The sequence below is a fragment of the Shewanella sp. SG44-6 genome (genome assembly GCF_014164185.1).
GTDB lineage: Bacteria > Pseudomonadota > Gammaproteobacteria > Enterobacterales > Shewanellaceae > Shewanella > Shewanella vesiculosa.
Window position 1 is genome coordinate 45,767 of record NZ_JACJER010000019.1, and the last position, 6,089, is coordinate 51,855.

Below are 6,089 nucleotides of genomic sequence, written 5' to 3' on the forward strand. Positions count from 1 at the left end.
GTATTAACCTTTAATAGAGCCTTGTTTGTTTTAATGTCTGTTTCATCTCCTATAAACTCATCTCAGCCGCTTTTTCAGCCACATATTTATTTTGTGCCACTGGATGGTGCGCTTTGTGCTGCAGATTACGAGGCTGGTTTAGCCTTAAATTGGTTAACCGATGACGAGGTTGCTAAGGTTAGTCGTTACAGAAGTGAATCGGCGCGCAATACTGGTTTACAAGTGCGTTTAGCGCTTCGGGCTATTATGTCACTTCATAGTGATCTAAAACCTTTTGAGTGGCGTTTTAGCTATGGTGCTAAGGGTAAACCGGCGCTTAGCGAAGACTTATTGGTTCAAACTGGGCTGCATTTTAATTTGAGCCATAGCGGCGATTGGCTAATGATCGGCATTGTCAGTAATAAGCAAGCATATGCCGCTGAAACAGCCTTGTCATTTGGTGTTGATATTGAGCGTGAACGCAGTAGTACCAAAATAGAAGCTATTTTGAATCACTACTTTTCTGCTGTTGAAATAGAAGATTTGATGGCATTGCCGCTTGAGTTACAACGCCAACGTTTTTTTGATTTATGGGCGTTGAAAGAGGCCTTTATTAAAGCAACAGGCAAAGGGCTGGCGCAGTCGTTAACCTCTTTTGGGTTTACATTTGCTGCTAATAGCGTGTTTGAAGCTGTTAATGATCAATATCCTACTATCGCAGCCAGTGATTATATCCATTTTTCAGCGCTCGATTATCACGAGCCGCAATGGCAGTTTTACTTTGGCCGATTGAGCCCATATTACCGCTTCAGCGTGTGTATTGGTGATATGCAATCTCAGTCTTTGCTGCACATAAAAGCGCCAACGATGTCGATAATTTCGTTGGCGCAATTAATACCTTCTTCACACGACTAGTATTTTGCCGCTTGTTGTTCTGTTGGTAATGTGGAGTTAATAAATTGGCGTAAATCTTGATTTGATTGCTTTAAGTCATCGTGACGAAGATACATCATGTGGCCACTGCGATAGCCTTTAAATGATAACCTGTCTTTCATTAAGCCACTGCGGTCAAGCTGCCACATGGTGTATTTAGCATCAAAATAATTAGTTGCACCATCATAATAACCGGATTGGATCATCACATTGAGGTATGGGTTTTGCGCCATTGCCAAGCGTAAATTTTCACCGGTTTTATTACCGCTTCTATCCCACGGATGAACTGGTCCGAACATATTGTATTTTATATCAGTTTTATAGTTCAGTTCGGTACGCAGGTAATCATTAATTGCTGGAGTAAAACTATGAAGCCAAGAGGTAAGCTCTGCATTATAGTCAGGACTTGCGCCAACGACTTTTTCATCGATACCGGTATAACGTGAATCTAAACGGCCTATGGTTTGCTTGCGGTCACGCAATAAGGATTTCCAAAAGTAATCAGTGTCGATATCTAAATTACTTTGCAGTACATCCGTTAGGCTAAGCCCTGAATAATGAGCAACTTGTTGGGCAATCCGCAGCTTTTCATCTGGATCAATAAAACTGCCTTTGGCGAGTGCTGGTAGATATTGATTTAAGGTAAATTGCTCTACCTCAGCTAAAATCGGTGTTAAATCTTGTTGCTGTAAATCAGTATCAAGTGCTTTGTGGTACCAAGCTGCAGCGGCAAAATAGGGTAAGCGATTAGCTGCCTTTACAGGGCCATTTCGCTCAATACCAAGATCTGTGGGTGAGACTAAGATAACCCCATTAGGATACATCCATTGATTGTTCTGCAGTTCAAGGGCTAAACCGGAAACCCTTGCAGTACCATAACTTTCACCAATTAAATACTTAGGTGAGCGCCAGCGTTCATTTCTAGACACAAATGTGGTGACCCATTCTGCTAAGTATTTTATATCGGCTTTTACTCCAAAAAACATTTTTTGTTGCTCATCTTTTGAAGGCATTTTGCCTTCATCATTTGGCAATACTCTTGAGTAACCGGTGTTAACAGGATTAACGTAAACGATATCGGCAATATCCAGTATTGAGCTGTCGTTATTTTTGACGCCATAAGGTTGTAGTGGGTAACCTTCGTCATCCACATTTAATACTCTAGGTCCAGTATAGGCAATGTGCATCCACACCGAGGCAGATCCTGGGCCACCATTAAATGAAATAATTAACGGTCTTTTAGTGTCGTCTTTAACGTCAGTACGTTGGTAATAAGTGTAAAACAAGGTCGCGGTCGGATGACCTTCTTCATCCCATACGGGTTGAGTTCCTGTCGTGGCTTTATAGGGGATGGTTTTACCATTGATCTTCGCTTTATGCTCGGTCACTACTTTTTCATCAATGGGTATTTGTCTGATATCGTTAGCAAAAGCGTTTGATGAGATGCAGGCGCTTTGTAAAAAAAGCACGATTAAACCTGTATGTAAAAGTGATTTGAGCATAAGAACTCTCTGGTTATGTTAGTCATTTGTGGTCGAGTAGACTGCAGATTAGCATAGCGATTGTTCAAATGTGTTGCGAACAACAAGGCTATATTGTAAAAGTTTGTGCCATATTAAGTGATGTTTGTGATGTGTATTATCAATGTGTGTAGAAGGTATTATGCTCATGATATACCGATCGATTTAGGCCTTATATTCATTTAAACCTAGGCTTAATGACATTGAGTACTGCTCGAAAAGTGTTATTAAAAAGAACCTAGTGCAAGTATTAATACCTCACTGAGAATGGCGAAGAATGATCGTATGGCTTAAAAAGATCGGTAGATTAATTAAAAAAGCCTTTATCAAAGATAAAGGCTTTTTTGCAGTCAGTTCAAAAGCAATTACTGTCTTGCTAGACGGTTCGACTCTGGTGGATTTTCAAAATCACTGCGATAAGGATTGATGTCTAAGCCGCCACGGCGGGTATAGCGTGCATATACGGTTAGCTTAGTGCATTGGCAATATTTCTTTAAGTCGACAAAGATACGTTCAACGCATTGTTCATGAAATTCATTATGCTGACGGAAAGAAATTAAGTAGCGCAGCAGTTTTTCACGGTCAATTTTAGGGCCTTGATAACGGATCATCACGCTGCCCCAATCAGGCTGTGAGGTGATTAAACAATTAGATTTTAATAGATTAGAATTTAGTGTCTCAGCGACATTCTTATCTGCATCTGTGCTGTCTAATAAATGATCTGGGTTAAAGGCGTACTCATTAACTTCAATGTCTAGCTCATCAATACAGCTACCCGGTAAATCAATGATACGTTCAAGATTAAAAAACTTAGGCTCAATGACTTTTACGCTTAGCTCACCTTGGGCGCAAGTGCTTAGGTCACGGCTTAAGGTTTCTTGTACGGCTTCTACACTGTCAAATTTAGTTTGGTTAAAACTATTCAAGTACAGTTTAAAAGACTTAGATTCAATCAAATTGACACTGTTGATATCTAACTGAACTTCCAAAATAGCAACAATAGGCTTGCCTTTGGCATTAAGCCAAGACAATTCATACCCTGTCCAAATATCGGTACCATGAAAAGGCAGTTCACCGCTTAATTCAATAGCATCTCGGTTAAGTTTACGAGGAACCCCTTGCAGCAGTGACGCGTCATACTCAGCTTGATAAGCAGTTGCACGGCCTAATGTTAGGCCTTTTAATGCTGCAGCGTCACTATAAGGGTCGTGATTGTGTGTCATCTAATCGGTTTCCGTGTCAAAATATGGTTTTATTATAAACTACGAGTGGCTTAAGTGTCTTGTTCATCTGCATTAGATTGCTTCATTAAAAAATATCTTAATTCTTATCAAGATACCCTATCTGAATTTCCGCGCTATTATCCTTTGGGCGAGGATTCGGTATGTATTCAAGGTGCATTTGATGCGAATAACGATAAAATCGTATTCTGGCAACCTGTTAAACGGGATGATACAGGCGACTTTAGTAATGTAGAGCATGCATTAAATATTCAGTTACACCAAGATATTCATGCATTTTATGGGCAATATTTTTCAGCGCCATTGGCGTTTACTGCATCGTTTGGCGAAGGTGAATTAATCCAAGCGTGGAATCAAGCTGACTTTGAAAATTTGCAACAAAATGTAATTGGTCATTTGATCATGAAGCAAAAGCTTAAACAACCAGCAACTTGGTTTATCGGCGTGTTAGGTGATGGTGACGAAATGCTAACTGTAAACAATGATGATGGCAGCGTATGGATAGAAATACCAGGCGAAAAACAAACTACTCAGATTGCACCATCATTAACAGAATTTCTGCAGCAACTCTCTCCGTTAATAACCCCACCAGTTAAACCCATAGAAGAAGTTGAGATTGTTGCTGAGCATCCTGGGATCTGGCTGCGGATCAAAACCATGGGACGACATTTTTTACGTAAAAAATAACCATCAGCAGTATTGAAATGCTCTTTTGAGTGTTTCAATACTTAATGCATCCACAGTGGTTTAATCTTATAAATCATCCCCGCTTAGCTTTTCTTATCATGGTAATAACAGCGTAGACTTTATTTTATCAATACATGCTTGCTTATCGACAACCCACAGACCATAGCTTAATGGCAATATTTCAACTCCTGCTCTTTCAAATAACCTGTAGGTTGTCAGTTCGAAAAAATTAGCCCATGGTCCAGGAAAGCCAATAAGATCGATGGCAAGGTACTTGTTAGCATAACGGCATAAAATATCTATTTCTGTGCCAACAATGGCATAACCCGGCCATGTTTCTATTTGTTGCTCTTGTAATGCTGCAATGATTTGTTGTTGAAATGCGTCTATTTCTGAGGTGACGCTATGCTCGGCATGAAAAGTGGTCATTGATGCTATATAGCACCGCAGTAGATTATTTTCTGGCAATTGTGAGTCATCAATTGACAGGTATAACGACTGTTTTTGACGTGCTCTGGTAATGGTGACATTAAATACATCGGCCTTGTTTAGGTAGGCTGCTGCATGTTTACTGTTATTATCAATTGCAAACGAAATCAACATAATATCTCGTTCTTCACCTTGAAAACCAAACGGCGTAGCAGCGCGAATATTGTGTTTAATGATATCGGCTTGAGGAATATGCTTTTCAATCAGTGCGGCAATCTGTTCTGCTTGAGCGCTGAAAGGTGAGATGACTCCGATACTGTGGGCTATGCCAGTGTTATTGTCGGTTGTTATTTGAGCTTGAATATCAGCTAGGATGCATTGTGCTTCTTGATGATTTACGCCGGATGTGTCGCGGATCCCCTTTAGTCGATGAAGGTGCAAATGGCCTGAGCTAGTACAAGGTCGGTGTTGCATGACTTTTAATCTTGAATGATAAAAAGACTGATTACTAAAATGGATGAGTTCAGGTTTACTTCTAAAATGTTCATCTAGAAAGGCCAGCTCTTTATCGGTGTTTAAGGTTTTTAGGGCTAAATCTAAGATAGAATTATCTCGATAACTGATGGCGCTCTGGTTGTTTTCAGGCACATTATTTTTACTTAATAATTGATTCTGCTTAGCTCTGGCTAAAAATGAATAGTGTTTTAATTGTTTGGTATCGCCAACAATTAGTGCCCGTTTTGCACGATATAAGGCCGGTAAACAGCTGCTAATATTGCATTGCGTGGCTTCATCAATAATCACTAAGTCAAACATTTCACTGTTAAGCGGTAATACTTTGTGCAGGCTATTTAAGCTCACCAACCAGATGGGAAATGCAGCAAATAACTTGGCATATTCAATCTTCGCAAACTGGGCGAGTTGTTTACTGGAGGTTCGACTGCGTATTGCTTGGTTAAATGCTTGAAGAGACTTTCGGTGTTGGCTGACTAATGTTTTTAAGTTGTTTTTTTTAAGTGCATTGAGATAGTCAGAAGCAAGTGTTTCACGTTCAATGGTGCGTTTGTTAATGGTATCTAATGCATGCCATTGATGGTGCCATTGGTTTATTGATCCTTGAATAAAAAACAGATAAGCGCGCTTTAACCACTTCGATTGTTGTAACTCAAGTTGGTGCGTGCGACGTGAGGTCGTATGAAGCGCTGTTCACCGCTTTTGAGTGAACCATCTGTATCACCAGATGAACCTAGGGCTCTGAATAAAGTAGCGAGCCTAACAATGTAACGAAGATTGGTCATGG

5 protein-coding genes are annotated in these 6,089 nt (G+C 40.1%); 2 read left to right on the forward strand and 3 right to left on the reverse strand.

All coding sequences use genetic code 11. The features are described from left to right. Positions 1–33: 33 nt before the first annotated feature. Positions 34–894: a 4'-phosphopantetheinyl transferase superfamily protein gene (locus H5185_RS23275; RefSeq protein ID WP_273059385.1), complete on the forward strand. Its 861-nt coding sequence runs from the start codon at positions 34–36 to the stop codon at positions 892–894. Here the strand turns inward: H5185_RS23275 and H5185_RS05560 are convergent. Both H5185_RS05560 and queF read right to left on the reverse strand, forming a co-directional pair. Beyond that, positions 891–2,414: a S10 family peptidase gene (locus H5185_RS05560; RefSeq protein ID WP_182741566.1), complete on the reverse strand. Its 1,524-nt coding sequence runs from the start codon at positions 2,412–2,414 to the stop codon at positions 891–893. The two genes, H5185_RS23275 and H5185_RS05560, sit on opposite strands and share 4 nt — an antisense overlap. Positions 2,415–2,797: 383 nt before the next feature. After that, positions 2,798–3,655 (reverse strand): NADPH-dependent 7-cyano-7-deazaguanine reductase QueF, encoded by an 858-nt coding sequence (gene queF / locus H5185_RS05565; RefSeq protein WP_124016962.1) that lies wholly within the window; start codon positions 3,653–3,655, stop codon positions 2,798–2,800. Positions 3,656–3,709: 54 nt separating this feature from the next. Between queF and syd the strand changes: the two genes are divergently transcribed. Further along, on the forward strand, positions 3,710–4,360 hold the full coding sequence (syd, locus tag H5185_RS05570) for a SecY-interacting protein (protein WP_182741567.1): 651 nt from the start codon (positions 3,710–3,712) through the stop codon (positions 4,358–4,360). Positions 4,361–4,456: 96 nt separating this feature from the next. On the opposite strand, the gene H5185_RS05575 is transcribed toward syd, so the two are convergent. Further along, on the reverse strand, positions 4,457–5,920 hold the full coding sequence (locus tag H5185_RS05575; protein WP_259396175.1) for a DEAD/DEAH box helicase: 1,464 nt from the start codon (positions 5,918–5,920) through the stop codon (positions 4,457–4,459). Positions 5,921–6,089: the final 169 nt, after the last annotated feature.

Excerpts from the sequence above, each read along its gene's own strand:
- H5185_RS05560 (WP_182741566.1), bottom strand. The coding sequence starts at position 2,414 with ATGCTCAAATCACTTTTACATACAGGTTTAATCGTGCTTTTTTTACAA.
- H5185_RS23275 (WP_273059385.1), top strand. The coding sequence starts at position 34 with ATGTCTGTTTCATCTCCTATAAACTCATCTCAGCCGCTTTTTCAGCCA.
- queF (WP_124016962.1), bottom strand. The coding sequence starts at position 3,655 with ATGACACACAATCACGACCCTTATAGTGACGCTGCAGCATTAAAAGGC.